16 protein-coding genes are annotated in these 17139 nt (G+C 30.0%); 14 read left to right on the forward strand and 2 right to left on the reverse strand.

The window, feature by feature from the left end:
* Nucleotides 1–33 precede the first annotated feature (33 nt).
* The 3 genes from ACYU7A_RS09510 (at nucleotide 34) to ACYU7A_RS09520 (ending at nucleotide 3395) form a co-directional block, all read left to right on the forward strand.
* Nucleotides 34–1317 carry an MFS transporter gene (locus ACYU7A_RS09510; RefSeq protein WP_460576047.1) on the forward strand — a complete coding sequence of 428 codons (1284 nt, stop codon included), beginning with the start codon at nucleotides 34–36 and terminating at the stop codon, nucleotides 1315–1317.
* Between the two features lie 122 nt (nucleotides 1318–1439).
* Complete coding sequence (locus ACYU7A_RS09515) at nucleotides 1440–2843, forward strand: FAD-binding oxidoreductase (RefSeq protein WP_460576049.1); 1404 nt, start codon at nucleotides 1440–1442, stop codon at nucleotides 2841–2843.
* 78 nt (nucleotides 2844–2921) lie between these two features.
* Nucleotides 2922–3395 (forward strand): porin family protein, encoded by a 474-nt coding sequence (locus tag ACYU7A_RS09520; protein ID WP_460576051.1) that lies wholly within the window; start codon nucleotides 2922–2924, stop codon nucleotides 3393–3395.
* Between the two features lie 225 nt (nucleotides 3396–3620).
* On the opposite strand, the gene ACYU7A_RS09525 is transcribed toward ACYU7A_RS09520, so the two are convergent.
* Entirely contained in the window at nucleotides 3621–5270 is a 1650-nt protein-coding gene (locus ACYU7A_RS09525) for an XAC2610-related protein (protein WP_460576053.1), read from the reverse strand.
* A gap of 140 nt (nucleotides 5271–5410) precedes the next feature.
* On the opposite strand from ACYU7A_RS09525, the gene nadC reads away from it, so the two are divergent.
* Genes nadC through priA form a run of 5 tightly spaced genes read left to right on the forward strand, consistent with a single transcriptional unit; the run spans nucleotide 5411 to nucleotide 11024 of the window.
* Nucleotides 5411–6268: a carboxylating nicotinate-nucleotide diphosphorylase gene (gene nadC, locus ACYU7A_RS09530; RefSeq protein WP_460576055.1), complete on the forward strand. Its 858-nt coding sequence runs from the start codon at nucleotides 5411–5413 to the stop codon at nucleotides 6266–6268.
* Between the two features lie 24 nt (nucleotides 6269–6292).
* Nucleotides 6293–7072: a class I SAM-dependent methyltransferase gene (locus ACYU7A_RS09535; protein WP_460576057.1), complete on the forward strand. Its 780-nt coding sequence runs from the start codon at nucleotides 6293–6295 to the stop codon at nucleotides 7070–7072.
* 6 nt (nucleotides 7073–7078) lie between these two features.
* Nucleotides 7079–8023 carry a YihY/virulence factor BrkB family protein gene (locus ACYU7A_RS09540; RefSeq protein WP_460576059.1) on the forward strand — a complete coding sequence of 315 codons (945 nt, stop codon included), beginning with the start codon at nucleotides 7079–7081 and terminating at the stop codon, nucleotides 8021–8023.
* 55 nt (nucleotides 8024–8078) lie between these two features.
* Nucleotides 8079–8528 carry a DUF2147 domain-containing protein gene (locus tag ACYU7A_RS09545; RefSeq protein ID WP_460576061.1) on the forward strand — a complete coding sequence of 150 codons (450 nt, stop codon included), beginning with the start codon at nucleotides 8079–8081 and terminating at the stop codon, nucleotides 8526–8528.
* Nucleotides 8529–8576: 48 nt separating this feature from the next.
* Nucleotides 8577–11024 carry a replication restart helicase PriA gene (gene priA, locus ACYU7A_RS09550; RefSeq protein WP_460576063.1) on the forward strand — a complete coding sequence of 816 codons (2448 nt, stop codon included), beginning with the start codon at nucleotides 8577–8579 and terminating at the stop codon, nucleotides 11022–11024.
* Here priA and ACYU7A_RS09555 read toward each other — a convergent pair.
* Nucleotides 11021–11716 (reverse strand): LytR/AlgR family response regulator transcription factor, encoded by a 696-nt coding sequence (locus ACYU7A_RS09555; RefSeq protein WP_396144573.1) that lies wholly within the window; start codon nucleotides 11714–11716, stop codon nucleotides 11021–11023. The genes priA and ACYU7A_RS09555 overlap by 4 nt on opposite strands.
* Before the next feature lie 191 nt (nucleotides 11717–11907).
* Between ACYU7A_RS09555 and rpsF the strand changes: the two genes are divergently transcribed.
* From rpsF to ACYU7A_RS09585, 6 genes are all read left to right on the forward strand, one after another.
* Nucleotides 11908–12249 (forward strand): 30S ribosomal protein S6, encoded by a 342-nt coding sequence (gene rpsF / locus ACYU7A_RS09560; protein ID WP_396144571.1) that lies wholly within the window; start codon nucleotides 11908–11910, stop codon nucleotides 12247–12249.
* Between the two features lie 2 nt (nucleotides 12250–12251).
* The gene (gene rpsR / locus ACYU7A_RS09565) at nucleotides 12252–12548 is read left to right on the forward strand and encodes a 30S ribosomal protein S18 (RefSeq protein ID WP_007138295.1); all 297 of its coding nucleotides are present in this window, start codon (nucleotides 12252–12254) and stop codon (nucleotides 12546–12548) included.
* A 65-nt stretch (nucleotides 12549–12613) separates the two neighbouring features.
* Entirely contained in the window at nucleotides 12614–13054 is a 441-nt protein-coding gene (gene rplI / locus ACYU7A_RS09570; RefSeq protein ID WP_298306212.1) for a 50S ribosomal protein L9, read from the forward strand.
* A gap of 129 nt (nucleotides 13055–13183) precedes the next feature.
* Complete coding sequence (locus ACYU7A_RS09575; RefSeq protein ID WP_396144563.1) at nucleotides 13184–13657, forward strand: DUF6495 family protein; 474 nt, start codon at nucleotides 13184–13186, stop codon at nucleotides 13655–13657.
* Nucleotides 13658–13714: 57 nt separating this feature from the next.
* Entirely contained in the window at nucleotides 13715–15712 is a 1998-nt protein-coding gene (gene ligA, locus ACYU7A_RS09580; protein ID WP_460576068.1) for an NAD-dependent DNA ligase LigA, read from the forward strand.
* A gap of 874 nt (nucleotides 15713–16586) precedes the next feature.
* Nucleotides 16587–17084: a hypothetical protein gene (locus ACYU7A_RS09585; RefSeq protein WP_460576071.1), complete on the forward strand. Its 498-nt coding sequence runs from the start codon at nucleotides 16587–16589 to the stop codon at nucleotides 17082–17084.
* Nucleotides 17085–17139 lie beyond the last annotated feature (55 nt).

Consider the following 17139-nt stretch of genomic DNA (forward strand, 5'->3'; position numbering starts at 1 on the left):
TTCTATTACAAATTTAGGTAAAATATTTTCGTTATGAACTTTGCAATAAAATTTTGCTTCTTTGCCGTTAAAAAAAGTATTTTTGCAGTATCAAAATTTACAACTGTGCAAAATCAATCTGCAACTTTAAACAAAGAGGATTTACTTAATAAAACGGTTTACTCTATTCTGTTTTCTATCAGTTTTGCTCACTTGCTCAACGATTTAATTCAAGCCATTATTCCATCCATTTATCCAATAATTAAGGAAAGTTATCATCTAACATTTTCTCAAATCGGATTAATCACTTTTGCTTTTCAATTTTCTGCTTCTATTTTTCAACCGTTGGTTGGTTATTACACCGATAAAAATCCAAAACCATTTTCTCAAATTTATGGAATGCTTTTTTCAATGGCAGGAATCATTTCAATTTCTTTTGCCAATAATTTTTATTGGATAATTGCTTCTGTAGTTTTAATAGGAACTGGTTCGTCTATATTTCATCCTGAGTCGGCTCGAATTTCTAATTTAGCTTCTGGCGGAAAACGCGGTTTGGCTCAATCTATTTTTCAAGTAGGAGGCAACTTCGGAACTGCTCTTGGTCCACTTTTGGTTGCTTTAATTGTTGTTCCAAATTCTCAAAAGTATATCCTTTGGTTTGTTATTGTTGCTGCTTTAGGGCTACTAATTTTAAGCAAAATTGCTTTTTGGTACAAAGAGCATCTCGTTTTTAGAAAAAATAAAGTCCAACCTTTCATCGATTTGCACAATCTGCCTAAAAAGAAAGTTCAAATTTCTATTGCGATTTTATTGATAGTAATTTTTTCAAAGTTTTTCTATTCTGCAAGTCTTTCAAGTTATTATCAATTTTACATCATCGATAAATTCGGATTAACCATAAAACAAGCACAGTTTCACATGTTTATTTACTTGTTTTCGTATGCGGTTGGAACCATTATTGGCGGACCTTTAGGCGATAAAATTGGAAGAAAGTATGTCATTTGGCTGTCTGTTTTTGGAGCTTTTCCTTTTGCTTTAGTATTACCTTATGTGAATTTATTTTGGACTGATGTTTTAATGGTTGTAATCGGAATCATTATTTCTTCGGCCTTTCCAGCAATTTTGGTTTATGCACAAGAGTTAGTTCCCAAAAAACTCGGAATGGTCTCTGGATTATTCTATGGTTTTGCCTTCGGAATGGGTGCATTAGGCTCGGCTTTACTCGGAAAACTTGCCGATGCAACTTCAATACAATACGTTTACCACGTTTGTTCTTTCCTGCCATTAATAGGTATCATTTGTTATTTTTTACCAAATTTGAAAAAAAAGATAGATTAAGGCTAGTTTGAGGTCGTATTTTGTAAATGAAAAATTTCAAAAGCAATTAAGCTGTAAAAATCTATTTTCTTTATTCACTATTCTATTTTCTTTTTCTATTTTTACTTCACAATTTATACAAAATGCAATTAAATCCAGAAATATTAAATAAGCTAACGTCTATTGTAGGTGAGTCTTATATTTTTACCGATATCGAAACCCGCAATCATTACGGTCATGATGAAACAGAAGATTATGTTTTTCCTCCAAATGTTGTTCTAAAACCAGCAAATACAAAGGAAATTTCAGAAATTTTGAAAATTGCCAACGAATATAAAATTCCAACAACGCCAATCGGTGCAAGAACTGGATTGAGTGGCGGTGCTTTGTCTATTTATCAAGGAATTGGGCTTTCTATGGAACGCTTAAATAAAATAATTGAAATTGACGAACAAAACCTTCAAGTTACTGTCGAACCAGCTGTAATCACTCAAGTTTTACGTGAAGCAGTTGCTGAAAAAGGATTGTTTTATCCAGTTGATCCAAGTAGTCAAGGAAGTTGCTGGATTGGTGGAAATGTTGCCGAAAATTCTGGTGGTGCACGTGCCGTGAAATATGGTGTTACAAAAGATTATGTAATAAACATGGAAGTGGTTTTGCCTAACGGAGAAATCATTTGGACAGGAGCAAATACACTAAAAAATTCAACAGGTTATAACTTGACACAACTAATGGTTGGTAGTGAAGGTACTCTGGGTGTGATTACAAAAATTGTACTCAAACTTCTTCCTCAAAACACACATAATGTTTTAATGTTGGTTCCTTTTTTCAAAGCAAGTCAAGCGTGTGAAGCCGTTTCTGCCATTTTTAGAGCCGGAATTATTCCAAGTGCTTTAGAGTTTATGGAACGCGATGCCATTGATTGGACGTTGAAATACAATGACAATATTAACATCACTGTCAAAGACAATGTTCAAGCACATTTATTGATTGAAGTTGACGGAAATTATCCAGAAATCTTGATGCAAGAAGCTGAAAAGATTATGAATGTAGTGGAGCAATTTGAAATTGATGAGGTTTTATTTGCTGATACTGAAGACCAAAAAAACGCACTTTGGAAAATGAGACGTTCTGTTGCTGAAGCAGTAAAATCGAATTCAATTTATAAAGAAGAAGATACTGTTGTTCCAAGATATGTGTTACCTGAATTATTAAACGGAATCAAAAAAATAGGAAATAAATACGGATTCAAATCGGTTTGTTATGGTCATGCAGGTGATGGAAATCTTCACGTAAATATCATCAAAGGTGAAATGAGTGATGAAAATTGGGAGAAAGAAGTGCCTAAAGGTATTCGTGAAATCTTTGAATTAACTGTTGCTCTAAAAGGAACACTTTCTGGCGAACACGGAATCGGTTTTGTTCAAAAAAACTTTATGGATATTGCTTTTTCAAAAGTTCATTTAGAATTAATGGAACGCATTAAATATGTTTTTGACCCAAATAATATTCTAAATCCTGGAAAGATATTTCCTGATGAAGTTTAAAATACGATTTTATACGTATTTCATGTCTTTTCAAAGTAAAATAGTTTTACATCATACTAATCTTTAAATATTTTCATGATGAAAAAATTATTTTTTACAGCAATTTTATTAGGAACAATTTTTTATTCAAATGCACAAGAAACAACCTTTGGTGCTAAAGCTGGTGTTGACATAGCAACAGTTAAAGTAAAATTTGGAGGAACTACAGCTACAGCAAGTGAAACTGGATACTTTGCAGGTGGATTTGCAAATATTGGAGTTTCAGAATCTTTTTCTGTGCAACCAGAACTTTTGTTTGTAGCTATTACAGATTTCAATTTTTTAAGTGTTCCTATCTTAGGAAAATACTCTGTTTCTGAAAAATTTGGTGTTTTAGCAGGACCAAGTTTGAATTATTATCTTGATGCTACGGAAGATCAATTTAAACTTAATTTAGATTTTGGTGCTACTTATGAAATTTCAGAGGATTTCGGAATAAATGCAAAATATTCTATGGGAATGGGAGATGTGAACATTAGTGGAATATTCATTGGAACTGAATATAAATTTTAATATAAATTTCAAAAATTAAAAGGCACAAACTTTAAAATTTGTGCCTTTTCTATTTAATCTCTTTTCGGAGTGTTTTTCTTAATTCTTTTTTCTTCTTTTTTCTCTTTCGCCGTTTTAAGAGGTTCTTTTTTTACGGTCTTTTTTGCGTCTTGACTTTTTGCCATGATTTATGGTTTTAATATTGCTAATAAGTAAATGTAGTAAATATTTGTAAGAATTACAGTTTTATCTGCTTAGATTTTTGTCTTTTTCAGTTTTATTCAAAATAATTTTATTGTTTTTAATTTTCTGATACGTTTTCAAATAGTAATATTCGTCTGAGTTTTTTTCTTTTAACAATTCTTCAATGAATTTTTCTTCAAATAAAATTTTACCTTTTAAATCATAATGGATGATATGTTCAACATGATAAGACCTTCCCATATTGTAGTATAAAGTTATGGTTCTTAATTTATTATCGACAGTTATTTCTGAACCAGATAGTTTTTTGCTGTAATCAAATTTCTTAGTCTTGGGATTGAATAAATAGTTGTCATAAAACGCATGACTAGCTCCTGAACTTGTAGAATTATAAATAGAAAAATCTGCATATCCATCAAAATTAAAATCTTTAAAATCATCGGATGACGAATAGAATAAACTTTTCTTATCACCAATAATCATGTCTGGTTGAGAAATCAAAAGAGTCTTTCTAGTTTTACTATTTATTAATTTTCTTGTAATATTTTTGGTTTTTAAAGGTTTTTTATTGTCATCAAAAGTAATTTCGAGTGTGGTTTCCCAATAACATTCAAGATTATTGATTTTGAATGGTTTACTGTAATAAATATGATTTTCTACTGGTGCACCATATCTTTTAAATTGGTATTTTTTATATTTAAAAGTGTCTACGCTAACAGTGTCTAATTCAAATTTTTCATTGTACTTGAATTTTGTAACAATTGAATCGAAAGCATAACCCATAGTATCATTGGTATCCACAATGGTTTCTTGATTAACAAGTGATTGAATAAAAATAGAATCATTTACAAACTCTGAAGTCATTTTATAACTATCAGAATCACCTCCAACTATTCCTAAAGTAATTTCTTTGATTGTGTCATTATGATTGAATTGAAGCACTTTCATAGTTTCATCACCATATTTTTGACGATAATAAATCGAGCCATAATAATATGGATTTTCTCTAGATAAAAAGGCATCAGGTGATCTGTAATATTTTTCATTGATTTCAACTTTTGTAGAATCTATTCCAAGTTGATAAAGTTCATTTCTCTCCAATTTTCTTGAATTTTTAATGTCTTCAAGATAGTTATCCATGGATTCTTTTTTCTTGTCAATAAAATTGTAAATGAAATTTTTGTGTTCTGTAGTTTCTTCAATTACTATAGAATCGTTGTTAAATGTTACGTTATAAAAATGAAAATTACTTGATAATCTATTATAATCATCGGTATATAAAAGGTATTTAGAAGGCGATAATTTGTCAATTCTAAAGGTTTCGCCACTAACATATTCCTTATACAAGTTATCTCTATAAGCAATATGACTTTCAGCAACCGGATTATAGGTTGCTCCAACATAATCTCCATAAAGATTTATAACTTTAAAAATGGAATCTTTTTCGTAGAATATTTCGGCACCATAATAATTTAACTGTGTTGAGTCTTTATTATAAATATCTTTGTAATGACCTAAAAAGCGTTTTAATAAAATAGAATCTGAGTCAGTTCGTTTATATTGAAATGGTGGGATTTTTGCTTCAACTTCTTCAGAAGTGTTGGTTTTTTCAATTTGCTTGGTGACAACAGATTTGCAACCGTTTATCAGCAGAAGAATGTAAAGAAAAAGTATAAAATAATTACTATTCTTCATGAGTTTTTGAAGTTATTAAACGCTATCAAATGTATAAAAAAATGTAATTGAATAGTTTTAGTTAATCTATTTATAATTTCAGATTTATATCATAACGCAAATCAACATTTTTAATTATTTTAGCCATTCAAATTTAGATTATGATTTCAGAAGCACAATTTCAAAACGAACTCCAATTAATTATACAAAATGCCATCCGTGAAGATGTTGGCGATGGCGATCATTCTTCACTAGCATGTATTCCGGCTGATGCACAAGGAAAAGCTAAACTATTAGTAAAAGACAATGGAATAATTGCCGGAGTTGAATTTGCCAAAATGGTTTTCAATTATGTTGATGCCAACATGAAAGTAGAAACGTTTATCACTGATGGTTCAACTGTGAAATATGGTGATGTAGTTTTCCATGTTTCAGGAAGTTCGCAATCGATTTTAAAAGCAGAACGATTAGTATTGAATTCGATGCAAAGAATGAGTGCGATTGCAACTAAAACAAGAAAATATGTTGATTTACTAGAAGGAACTAACACTAAAGTTCTTGACACAAGAAAAACAACCCCAGGTTTTAGAGCTTGTGAAAAGTGGGCTGTAAAAATTGGTGGTGGTGAAAACCACCGATTTGCATTGTACGATATGGTAATGCTAAAAGACAATCATAACGATTTTGCTGGTGGAATTACAAAAGCAATCAACAAAACAAAAGAATATTTAAAAGCCAACAATAAAGATTTGAAAATTATCGTTGAAGCAAGAAATCTCGATGAAATAAAAGAAATTTTGCAAAACGATGGAGTTTATAGAATTTTAATTGACAATTTTAATTTTGAAGATACAAAAAAAGCAGTGGAATTAATTGGAACAAAATGTTTAACTGAATCCTCAGGAAACATCAATGAAAACACTATTCGTCAATATGCTGAGTGTGGAGTAAATTACATTTCATCTGGTGCTTTGACACATTCTGTTTATAACATGGATTTGAGTTTGAAAGCGATTTAATTTTTAATAAAAACATAATTAAAATTGATTTTGGAAGAAAAGAAAGAAAGTAAATATAGAGTAGGCGATTTGATTTATGATGCCAATATTTATGATGGTTTAAATACTTTTCTAACGGATTTACAATTTTATAAAAAGTGGCTTCCAAAGGATGAGAATGCCAAAATACTTGAACTTTGTTGTGGTACAGGTAGACTTACATTACCAATTGCTAAGGAAGGATATAAAATAAGTGGAGTTGATAATAGTTCTTCAATGTTGGAGCAAGCCAAAATTAAAGCCATTGAATCAGGATTAGAAATCGAGTTTATAGAAGGAGATATAAGAACTTTAGAGTTAAAAGAAAAATATGATTTAATTTTTATTCCATTTAATTCAATTCATCATTTATATCAAAATGAAGATTTGTTTGATGTATTTAAAGTTGTAAAAAAGCACCTTGAAATTGGTGGTAAATTTTTGTTTGACTGTTATAATCCGAACATTCATTATATTGTTAAAGCAGAAAAAGAATTAAAAGAAATTGCCGAATATAAAACCAAAGATGGAAGAAAAATAGTTATTAAACAGGCAATGCGATATGAAAGTAAAACTCAAATAAATAGAATTGAATGGCATTATTTTATCAATGATATGTTTGATTCTGTTCAAAATTTGGATATGAGAATGTATTTTCCACAAGAATTAGATGCTTATTTAAAATGGAATGGGTTTGATATTATTAAAAAATTTGGTAATTTTAATGAAGAAGAATTTCATGATAATTCAGAAAAGCAAATATTTGTTTGTGAATACAATCAATAACAAAAAATGACATTAGAAGAAAAAATAAAAGGTTTTCCGGTAATTAAGCAACTTATAGCTTTTGGTAATTCAATCAAATTGCCTTGGCTACATGGGTTGTCGTTATATGAACTTTTAGAGTTATACATTACAGGAATTATAGAAGGCGCTTTGTCTTATCGTGCTGCTGCAATTGCCTTCAGTTTCTTTATGGCGTTGTTTCCTTTTGCTTTGTTTATTCTGAATTTGATTCCATATATTCCAATTGAAGGTTTTCAAGAAGATTTTCTTGGATTTGTTAAAGATGGCGTTCCACCAACAACTTATGATGCAATATCAAAAATTATAGATGATATTCTTCATAATAGTAATTCAGGATTAATTTCGACAGGGGTTGTAATGGCTATTTTATTGATGACCAATGGTGTAAACGCAATATTAGGAGGATTTGAAAACTCACAGCATATCACTTTAAAACGTGCCTTTTTTAGACAATATTTTGTTTCGCTAGGAATGTCAATTTTACTTTCTTTATTATTGATTATTACTGTTGCAACAATTGTAATCTTTGAGGTTTTAATTCAAAAAACTAAAATTCAAGATGTACTTTCAGAGAATATTCCGATAATAGAAATGAGCCGTTATATTTTCTTAATTCTGATGATTTTAGTCACAACTTCATTGCTTTTTAAATTCGGAATTAAACGAAACGGAAAACGTGCCTTTATTTCTATAGGTTCAGTTTTTACAACAATTTTAATCATTTTATCTTCCTATGTCTTCGGAATTTGGGTTGTGAAATTCTCAAAATACAATGAACTTTATGGTTCTATCGGAACACTTTTAGTAGTAATGTTTTACATTTGGATTAATTGTATGATTCTTTTATTAGGATTCGAATTGAACGCTTTAATTCAAAAACTAAAAAGAGAAAAAGCACTTGAATTAGAAGCAGAAAATAGTTCAAATTAATATTTTAAGTCATAAATCAATAATAAAAAATTACAATTAAGAAATAAATCCAGTTATGAAGACGTTAAAAATGTTCAAACTCAAGAATAGTTTAGTTTTACTTTTAGTTTTGTTTTTTCAAATAGTGCAAAGTCAATCTGTTTTAGGAAAATGGAAAACTATTGATGATGAAACCGGAAAAGAAAAGAGCATTGTAGAAATCTATGAAGTTGACGGAAAAATCTACGGAAGAATCGTTGAAATTTTAGAAACTGAACATCGATTCAAAAAATGTACATTATGTCAAGGAACAGATAAAGATAAACCAATTATGGGCTTGATTTTTATCAAAGGATTGACTAAAGATGGCGAAGAATATAGTGGTGGTAAAATTTTAGATCCAAAAAACGGTAAGCTATACAAGTGTTATATCACATTGGAAGGCAATGACAAACTAAAAGTTCGGGGTTATATTGGAATTTCTCTTTTAGGAAGAACCCAATATTGGAAACGAGTGAAAAGTTAGTTAGTTTTAGTCTCTTTCATCTATTTTCTATTCTCTTTATTCTAAAAAATGCATTTCATTGAAGTAATTTTACCGCTTTCTTTACCCAAAACGTTCACCTACAGCGTTTCGGAAGCCGAGTACAATTACATCAAAATCGGAATGCGTGTTGCGGTTCCATTTGGGAAAAGCAAAATCTATACAGGATTGGTTTTAGATTTGCACCAAATTCCACCAACATTATATGAAGCCAAAGAAATTCATCAAATTTTAGATGAAAAACCAATTGTAAATGAATTTCAAATTCAACATTGGCAATGGATTGCGTCCTATTATATGTGTAATCTTGGTGACGTTTTTCGTGGTGCAATGCCATCTGCTTTTATTTTAGAAAGCGAAACAATAATATCTCAAAAGAAAGATTTCAATGTAAATGAATCCGAATTATCCGATGATGAATTTCTAATTTTTGAAGCACTTCAACATCAAAGTTCATTAAAAGTTCAGGATATCAGTGCAATTTTGAACAAGAAGAATATTTTTCCTATAGTTCAGAAATTGCTAAATAAAAATGTGCTTTCGCTTCAAGAAGAAATGCAAGAAGAATACAAGCCGAAGTTAATTAGATACATTCGTTTGCATGAAGATTATACTTCCGAGGAAAGTCTGATTTCGTTATTAGATTCTTTAAAAGGAACAAAGCAAAAGGAAGTTCTGATGCATTATTTTCAGTTAAATGCACAAGAAAAAAAGCCAATTTCGGTAAAGCAATTAACAGAAATTTCTCAGTCAACATCGGCTACAATCAAAGCTTTAATAGATAAAACTATTTTTGAAGAATATTACATTCAAGAAGACAGAGTCAATTTTGATAAAAATAAAATTGAAAATAATTTAGTTTTAAGTGAAGCACAACAAAATGCCTTTATAGAAATTAAAGAGAGTTTTCTTTCTAAAGATGTCTCGCTCCTTCATGGCGTTACATCATCAGGAAAAACCGAAATTTATACCAAATTAATAGAAGAATATATTGCTCAAGGCAAACAAGTTTTGTACTTACTTCCCGAAATTGCTTTGACCACGCAATTGGTTTCTCGTTTAACGGCGCATTTTGGAAATCAAGTCGCTGTTTTTCACTCTAAATATTCTAATAATGAACGTGTTGAAGTTTGGAATCAAGTTCTGGAAAATTCAGAAAAAGCTAAAATCGTAATAGGAGCAAGGTCGTCTTTGTTTTTACCTTTTTCCAATTTAGGATTGATAATCATTGATGAAGAACACGAACAAACTTTTAAGCAACAAGATCCTGCACCAAGATATCATGCGCGTGATGCCGCAATTGTTTTAGCAAATTCACAAAAAGCCAAAGTTTTATTAGGTTCGGCAACGCCAAGTATTGAAACGTATTTCAATGCACAATCAGGAAAATATGGAATGATTTCAATTTCGGAACGTTTCGGAAAAGCACCTTTACCCGAAGTTGAATTGGTAGATTTAAAAGAAAATTACTTCAAAAAACGAATGAAAGGTCATTTCAGTTTGACGCTAATTGAAGCCATAACGGAAGCTTTGAGTTTGGGTGAACAAATCATTTTATTTCAAAATCGACGAGGTTTTTCACCTGTTTTAGAATGCATGACTTGTGGTCATATTCCGCAATGTACTAGTTGCAATGTGAGTTTGACGTATCATAAATTCAAGAACCAATTGCGTTGTCATTATTGTGGATATTCTATTGCAAAACCAACCAATTGTCACTCTTGTTCAAGTGTTGATATTTCTGCGAAAGGTTTTGGAACAGAGCAAATTGAATTGGAATTAGCCGAATTATTTCCAACAAAAAACATCAAGCGAATGGATCAAGACACCACTCGTGGAAAATACAGTTTTGAAAAATTAATTGATAGTTTTAAAAATCGTGAAATAGATATTTTGGTTGGAACTCAAATGCTTGCAAAAGGATTAGATTTTGATAATGTATCGTTAGTCGGAATTATGAACGCTGACACAATGTTATATCATCCAGATTTTAGAGCTTTTGAAAGAAGTTTTCAAATGATGACTCAAGTTTCTGGTCGTGCAGGTCGTTCAGACAAACGCGGAAAAGTTATTATTCAAACGTATAATGTAAATCACAATATTATTCAGCAAGTGACTCACAATGATTATGTTGGAATGTATAAAGAGCAATTGCATGAACGTCAGATTTATAAATATCCACCTTATTTCCGTTTGATAAAGTTGACCTTAAAACACAAAGATTTTGACAAATTAAAAGAAGGTTCGATGTGGTTGTATCAAGTGATGCAGCAACATTTACAACTACCAGTTTTAGGTCCAGAAGAGCCAGGGATTAACCGTATTCGTAATGAATATATCAGAACTATTATGGTTAAAATTCCACAAAATGTGTCTATTCCAAACACAAAAAAAACTATCCAGAAAATTCTGAATAGTTTTGATGTTATTCCGCAATACAGAACTATAAAAGTTACTGCAAACGTAGATTTTTATTAAGCAATTGCTAAAGCTCTAATTAAATCTTCTTTCTTATTACGACTTAATGGAATTTTAGTAACTCCAATTTCAGCAAATTTACTATTGAAACGTTCTACTTTGTCGATATTAATGATATACGATTTGTGAACTCTAATAAATTTATCTTTAGATAAGTCTTTTTCAAAAGATTTCATTGTTGATAGAACAAGATTAGTATCTTCTTCTGTAACAACTTTTACATAATCGCCGTAAGCTTCAATCCATTTGATTTTATTGGTAAAAACTTTCAACTTTTTAAGATTACTCTTAATAAAGATGTGATCACCTTCATCGTCATGATTGTCTTGACGTAACATATAATGGTCTAATGCTCTTTTTACAGAAGCATTGAAACGCTCTAGTACAATTGGTTTTTGCAAATAATCTGTCGCATCATAATCAAATGCTTTCAAGGCATACTCAGCTTTAGAAGTAATGAAAATTACTTGAGGTTTAACTTTTAAACCATCAATAAAATCAAAACCGCTAATTACAGGCATCTCTACATCTAAAAAGATTAGGTCAACGGTATGCACCGTCATACAATTTTTTGCTTCAATTGCATTAGAAAAATCACCCACTAATTGTAGATTCGGATGATTATTTACTAACTTTGCAATGACCATCCTCTGAAGAGAACTGTCATCGACTACTACACAATTTAATTTCATAATTCAGTATTATTATAGATTTGGTGAGACAAATATAGTACTTTTTTTTAAAGAAAATAACGTTTATCGATTTTTTTTGCTTTTAAGCAGTATTTTTTTGCATTTAGGCGATATTTTATGTTTTTGAGTTGTTAAACTAATATTTATTTCTACCTTTGCACCCAATTTTATATAATTAAAACATATTTATTATGAATCATTACGAAACTGTTTTCATCTTAAATCCCGTTTTATCTGATGTTCAGGTAAAGGAAACAGTAAGCAAATTTGAAGATTTTCTTACAAGTAGAGGAGCAAAGATGGTATCAAAAGAGGATTGGGGCTTAAAAAAATTAGCTTACGAAATCCAAAACAAAAAAAGTGGTTTTTACCATTTATTTGAATTCCAAGTAGCTCCAGAAGTATTAATTGCTTTTGAAACTGAATTTAGACGTGACGAACGTATCATGCGTTTCTTAACAGTAAGTTTAGACAAACATGCAATTTCATGGGCAGAGAGAAGAAGAGAAAAACTTAAAGTAGCAAAAGCTTAATCATGGCAACATTACAACAATCAGCTTCAGGAAAAAAAGACGGAGATATCAGATATTTAACGCCTTTGAACATAGAAACTAACAAAACTAAAAAGTATTGTCGTTTCAAAAAATCTGGAATCAAATACATCGATTATAAAGATGCAGATTTCTTATTAAAATTCGTTAACGAGCAAGGTAAAATTTTACCAAGACGTTTAACAGGAACTTCATTGAAGTATCAAAGAAAAGTGTCAGTAGCTGTAAAAAGAGCTCGTCACTTAGCTTTAATGCCATATGTAGCAGATTTATTAAAATAATTTAAAATCAACAGTTGTTGGTTTTCCAATAAAGGAAACCTAACTTCTATAATAAGGACAACAACATGGAACTTATATTAAAACAAGACGTTCAAAACGTAGGATTTAAAGATGATATCGTTACAGTAAAAGCTGGATACGGTCGTAACTTTTTAATTCCTCAAGGATTTGCTCAATTGGCTACACCTTCTGCAAAGAAAGTTTTAGCTGAAAACTTAAAGCAAAAAGCACACAAAGAAGCTAAAGTTGTTGCAGATGCTACTAAAATTGCAGATGCATTAAAAGCTTTAGAGATTAAAATTACTTCAAAAGCAGGTGGTGAAAAATTATTTGGTTCTGTAACCAATATTGATATCGCTGCTGCATTAGAAGCTGCTGGTCAACCTGTTGATAGAAAATTTATCACTAGTGGAACTGTAAAAAGAACTGGAAAATACACTGCTTCTGTAAGATTGCACAGAGATGTAGTTGTTGAATTACCATACGAAATCGTAGCTGAAGTTTAATAGCTCACTACAAACAATCTAAATCCCGATGAAAGTCGGGATTTTTTTTTAATCTGAATTTATTTCAGATTCTATTTATATTAATAATAGTATCTTATGAAAACAGATACTGAAACAAGTTCAGTATAAATGAAATACAAAAGATTAACCAAAGAACAATTTGAAGCTTTGCATCAAGAATTTGCAAATTTTCTTGCTTCTCAATCTATTGATAAAAAAGAATGGGACGAAATTAAAGCTAACAAACCCGAAGTTGCCGAACAAGAATTAGACGTTTTCTCTGATTTAATTTGGGAAGGTGTTTTGTCTAATTCTCAGTTTTTGGAACATTTTTCTAAAAACCATATTTTCCTTTTTCATTGTCAAGAAGACTATATCGACTCAATGGTGATAAAATCGTTAGTACCAGATGTTGACTTTCTTACTAAAGATGGTTTACAATGGCTAAGTGAAAATCTATTCACCGATGTTGTAGAAATTCATGTTGGAAAAAAGAATTATGATGCCGAAAGAAAAGAATCAATATTTGATTTAATTACTCAAGGTGCGATTTTGAGTGACGGACAATTATATGTTCAAATTAATACTATAATTCAATCATAATTTCCTGAATTTAGAAATATTTACCTACTTTAGTGAAGAAATATATTTTTTGGTTTTATGGACATTCTTAAAAAAATTCAAGACTTACGCGAAGAACTTAACTTGCACAATCACAATTACTATGTGCTTGATAATGCAACTATTTCTGATTTTGAATTTGATCAAAAATTAAAGGAGTTACAAGATTTAGAAGCTAAACATCCTGAGTTTTTTGACGAAAATTCGCCTTCACAACGAGTTGGTGGAACAATTACTAAGAATTTTCAAACGGTTGTTCACGAAAACAGAATGTATTCGTTGGATAATTCTTATTCTAAAGAAGATTTACAGGATTGGGAAACCAAAATTCAAAAGGTTTTGGGTAATGTAAGTTTGCAATATACTTGTGAGTTAAAGTATGATGGTGCATCTATTTCTATAACTTATGAGAATGGAAAACTTTCGAAAGCGGTTACTCGTGGTGATGGTTTTCAAGGTGACGATGTTACTAATAATATCAAAACTATAAAATCTATTCCATTGCAATTGAAAGGGAATTTTCCATCTAAATTTGATATTAGAGGAGAGATTATTCTTCCTTTTGAAGGATTTGAAAAAATGAATCAGGAATTGATTGATATTGGTGAGACTCCTTATTCAAATCCAAGAAATACGGCTTCAGGTAGTTTAAAGTTACAAGATAGTGCCGAAGTTGCTAAACGTCCATTAGATTGCTTGTTGTATTTTATTACAGGTAATAATTTGCCTTTTGATACGCAATTTAAAGGATTAGAAACCGCTAGAAAATGGGGTTTCAAAGTTCCAACGCAATCAAAATTGGCGAATAACCTTGACGAAGTTTTCGAGTTTATTAATTATTGGGATGTACATCGTCACGATTTACCTTATGAAACAGATGGCGTTGTAATAAAAGTCAACGATTTTAATCATCAAAATGAGTTAGGTTATACTGCAAAATCACCTCGTTGGGCAATTGCTTATAAGTTTAAATCAGAGCAAGTTACCACAACTTTAAACTCAATATCCTATCAAGTTGGACGAACAGGAGCCATCACTCCAGTTGCAAATTTAGAACCTGTGCAATTGGCAGGAACAATAGTAAAAAGAGCTTCCTTGCACAATGCTGATCAAATTGAAAAGTTAGACATTAGAGTAGGCGATGAAGTTTTTGTTGAAAAAGGAGGCGAAATCATTCCGAAAATTATTGGTGTTGCCAAAAGAGGTACAGAGATTGAACCGACGAAATATATTACTCATTGTCCAGAATGTCAAACGGAATTGATTAGAAAAGAAGGTGAGGCACAACATTATTGCCCAAATTTCTATGGTTGTCCGCCACAAATTATAGGAAGAATTCAGCATTACATTTCTAGAAAAGCTATGGATATTGAAGGTCTAGGTGGCGAAACAGTAGCTTTATTATTCAATAACGGATTAGTGAAAGATTATTCCGATTTGTATGAATTGAAAGTAGAAGATGTAATTCCATTAGAAAGAATGGCACAAAAAAGTGCTGAAAATCTTGTAAATGGAATTGAAAAGTCAAAAGAGATTCCTTTTGAAAGAGTTTTGTTTGCTTTAGGAATAAGATATGTTGGAGAAACTGTTGCTAAGAAATTAGCGAAACACTATAAAACTATAGATGCTTTGAGTCAAGCTTCTGTAATGGATTTAATTTTAGTTGATGAAATAGGAGATAGAATTGCTCAAAGTGTTATTGAGTTTTTTGAAAATCAAGAAAACAGAACTATTATTGAACGACTCAAATCTTTTGGAGTTCAATTTGAAATAATTGAAAAATTTAATCCTAATGCAACAGTAAAACTTTCTGGAAAAACCTTTGTAGTTTCAGGAGTCTTTGAAAAATTTTCTCGAGATGACTTAAAGAAAGCCATAGAGGATAATGGAGGAAAAGTAGGAAGTTCAATTTCTGCAAAAACTGATTTTGTGGTTGCAGGAGATAATATGGGACCTGCCAAATTAGAAAAAGCAAATCAACTCGGGATTTCCATCATATCGGAAGACGATTTTATACAAATGATAAATGAAAATTGATAGAATTGCCTTAATTGGATATTTAATTTTATGTGTTGTTGCAATTTTTGCAAACTTTTTGGAGCTTTCTGGTTTGAAATTGTTTTCAAAATCGATGCTAATTCCGGTTTTGTTTTTTTACTACATTGGAAATGTAAAGAAAGTAGATTTTTTATCCTGTGCATATCTTTTTTTTAATTTTATAGGAGATTCTATTGGGATTTTTGATTTTAAAGATGAGATAAAATATTTAATTATACCTTTTTTCATATGTAATATTTTATTGATTTTTATAATGTTAAAAAGGATTGAAAAATTTAGAGCTACAATTTTCAACTTAATATCAATGTTAGTTGTGAGTCTTTTTTTAGGATATTTATGGCATACTGTAGTTGATATTTTTAAATTTTCTGAAGATTTACAAGTGAAAATAGCAGTCTATGGAATAGCGTTATTTTTAATTTCATTTTTAGCTTCATATAAAATCATTAATAAAGTTACTACGTCCAATTTGTATTTACTTTTGTGTGTTTTTTGTGTTTTAATATCGGATGTTTTTTATATTCTTTACAATTTTCAGGCTAAGTTGTTAATTCTTGATTTAATTCATTTTTCATGTCAAATTTTTTCCTACTTATTTTTTGTAAATTCTATTATTAATAGAGAAAAAATTAACTTATAATAATCAATGATAGCTCTTGCAATTAATAAGGCTTACTTATATAAAAAATTATTATTGTTATTTTTTCTTTTAGCAATAATTGAAATTGTGTCCGAATTTTTGGAAAATAAATTATGGATTGCTATTTCCAAACCAATTTTATTGCCTTTACTTTTAAGTTTATATCTAATTAAATCAAGCAAAGTATCTAGTGTATATATTTTTGCGCTTTTTTTGAATTGGATATCAAATGTGTTATTCTTATCAGAAGCTATTAACTATGTAACTGCTGCTTCTGTGTTGTTTATAATTAGTAGGCTATTTATTCTTTTAAAAGTGTATAAAGAAGTAAAATTGCCTACATTGTTTCCGTTTGTTATCGGAACAATTCCATTTATTTTTATGTTTATTTATTTGAATTTTTTAATTTTTGATGAGATAAGTTTTCAAGTTTTCATTATTACAATTTTTCATAGTATAAGCATGTCATTTATGGGAGGAATTGCACTAGGTAATTATATTATGAAAAATGACAAGACAAGTAAACTGCTTTTGGTCAGTGCAATTTTTTATACTTTTAATATTTTGATTTTAGGAGTTAAATTCTATTATTTAGATTTGCCATTTTTGAAACCAATGTCAATGGTATTTTTTATTTTAGGACATTTTTCGCTATTAAATTTTATGATATTATCAGAAAAAGAAAACCTTTTTATAATTAATCAAAAATAAAAATTCTTTTTGTTGTATTTTTAATAATTATTTTCTTAATTTTACTAAATGAGTT

It is taken from the genome of Flavobacterium koreense (assembly GCF_054776075.1).

Coding starts and splice junctions, on each gene's coding strand:
- ACYU7A_RS09510 (WP_460576047.1), top strand. CDS start 34: ATGAACTTTGCAATAAAATTTTGCTTCTTTGCCGTTAAAAAAAGTATT.
- nadC (WP_460576055.1), top strand. CDS start 5,411: ATGATTTCAGAAGCACAATTTCAAAACGAACTCCAATTAATTATACAA.
- ACYU7A_RS09540 (WP_460576059.1), top strand. CDS start 7,079: ATGACATTAGAAGAAAAAATAAAAGGTTTTCCGGTAATTAAGCAACTT.
- ACYU7A_RS09520 (WP_460576051.1), top strand. CDS start 2,922: ATGAAAAAATTATTTTTTACAGCAATTTTATTAGGAACAATTTTTTAT.
- ACYU7A_RS09525 (WP_460576053.1), bottom strand. CDS start 5,270: ATGAAGAATAGTAATTATTTTATACTTTTTCTTTACATTCTTCTGCTG.
- ligA (WP_460576068.1), top strand. CDS start 13,715: ATGGACATTCTTAAAAAAATTCAAGACTTACGCGAAGAACTTAACTTG.
- priA (WP_460576063.1), top strand. CDS start 8,577: ATGCATTTCATTGAAGTAATTTTACCGCTTTCTTTACCCAAAACGTTC.
- ACYU7A_RS09545 (WP_460576061.1), top strand. CDS start 8,079: ATGAAGACGTTAAAAATGTTCAAACTCAAGAATAGTTTAGTTTTACTT.
- rpsF (WP_396144571.1), top strand. CDS start 11,908: ATGAATCATTACGAAACTGTTTTCATCTTAAATCCCGTTTTATCTGAT.
- rplI (WP_298306212.1), top strand. CDS start 12,614: ATGGAACTTATATTAAAACAAGACGTTCAAAACGTAGGATTTAAAGAT.
- ACYU7A_RS09575 (WP_396144563.1), top strand. CDS start 13,184: ATGAAATACAAAAGATTAACCAAAGAACAATTTGAAGCTTTGCATCAA.
- rpsR (WP_007138295.1), top strand. CDS start 12,252: ATGGCAACATTACAACAATCAGCTTCAGGAAAAAAAGACGGAGATATC.
- ACYU7A_RS09515 (WP_460576049.1), top strand. CDS start 1,440: ATGCAATTAAATCCAGAAATATTAAATAAGCTAACGTCTATTGTAGGT.
- ACYU7A_RS09555 (WP_396144573.1), bottom strand. CDS start 11,716: ATGAAATTAAATTGTGTAGTAGTCGATGACAGTTCTCTTCAGAGGATG.